1 protein-coding gene is annotated in these 1,118 nt (G+C 46.3%); it reads right to left on the bottom strand.

The window, feature by feature from the left end:
* Positions 1–27 precede the first annotated feature (27 nt).
* A protein-coding gene (locus DSM107010_RS43500) for an IS630 family transposase (RefSeq protein ID WP_409197246.1) occupies positions 28–1,037 on the bottom strand; the annotation gives its coding sequence in 2 pieces (ribosomal slippage) (positions 28–617 and positions 617–1,037; 1,011 coding nt in all).
* Positions 1,038–1,118 lie beyond the last annotated feature (81 nt).

Below are 1,118 nucleotides of genomic sequence, written 5' to 3'. Positions count from 1 at the left end.
TATAGCAATCCTAAATAGGATGTATGGTTATCCATACATAAATGCCTTGTCAAAAGTAAAGTATTGCTGATGGGTGACAAACTCAAACAGATACTTCACCACTGCAAAGGACTTGCACAACATAAAGAACTTGCGAATGAATTGTTTAGCCTGTAACCAAATGTCCTCAACGGGGTTTTGTTCAGGAGCATGAGGGGCAAAGCGAATACACTCAATCTTCCAGTCTTCATAGGGTAGTCCAGCATTGATAGCAGCCAAAAACTCTCGCAACTGGTGTGACCGATGGTAGCTTGCACCATCCCAAATCACTAGCAAACGGGCTGGCTCATCGAGAGAGCGCAGATAGTTTAAAAAGGCAATTGTATTATCCGTATTCCCAGCATCGTAGGCTTGAACATAAAACTGCTTGCTGCCGTAATCAAACGCACCATAGTAGGTCTGGCGCTGCCGTTCGGAGGCAATTGGTACGTCAATGCGTTGGTTGGTTTGACCCCAAACATAGCCACAGGCATCGCCCCATAGCAAATGGCATTCATCAATCAACAACACCCGCACTTGCCCAGAAGCGATTTGGGTGCGCCATCTCATCAGTAACTCCACAATCTCGTGTTTTTTTGGGCGACTTGCAGCTCGTCCTTCTGGGGACGTGCCGATTGTGTCTTCTTCCACGAGAGTCCGGCTTGATGTAGCAAGTCGTAGTAACTCTGTTGCGACTTAAAGACGACTCCATAACTGAGGTCGAGGTGAGTGACCAACTCTTCGAGCTGACAGGTTTGGCGCTGCCGTAGCCATTCCATCACTGCTTGTTTGTCAACATCATTTAAATAGCCTTGCGTACCCCAGTATCCTAACTTGAGTGCATCTATGTCTTGCTGCCGATACAGTTGCTGCCATTTACTAATGAAACTCTGTGATACCTCCAGCAGTGCTTCAATCTGTTGGTAAGGATAACCTTGTTGCCGCATTTGCACGGCTAGGGCACGTTTGAGTTCTCTTGCGTCACTTGTGCTGGCAATAAATTGGCTTAAGCTATCCATCAGAATTGAGAGAGCAACTACAAAGGTTTCTCTAGCTTATCGGCTTCTCCTTATTCCCACAAGCTATCTAGGATTGCTATA

The sequence above is a fragment of the Chroococcidiopsis cubana SAG 39.79 genome (assembly GCF_003991895.1).
Classification (GTDB): Bacteria; Cyanobacteriota; Cyanobacteriia; order Cyanobacteriales; family Chroococcidiopsidaceae; genus Chroococcidiopsis; species Chroococcidiopsis thermalis.
Note: the sequence above shows the minus strand (reverse complement) of the source record. Positions and strands in the feature narration are given on the sequence as shown.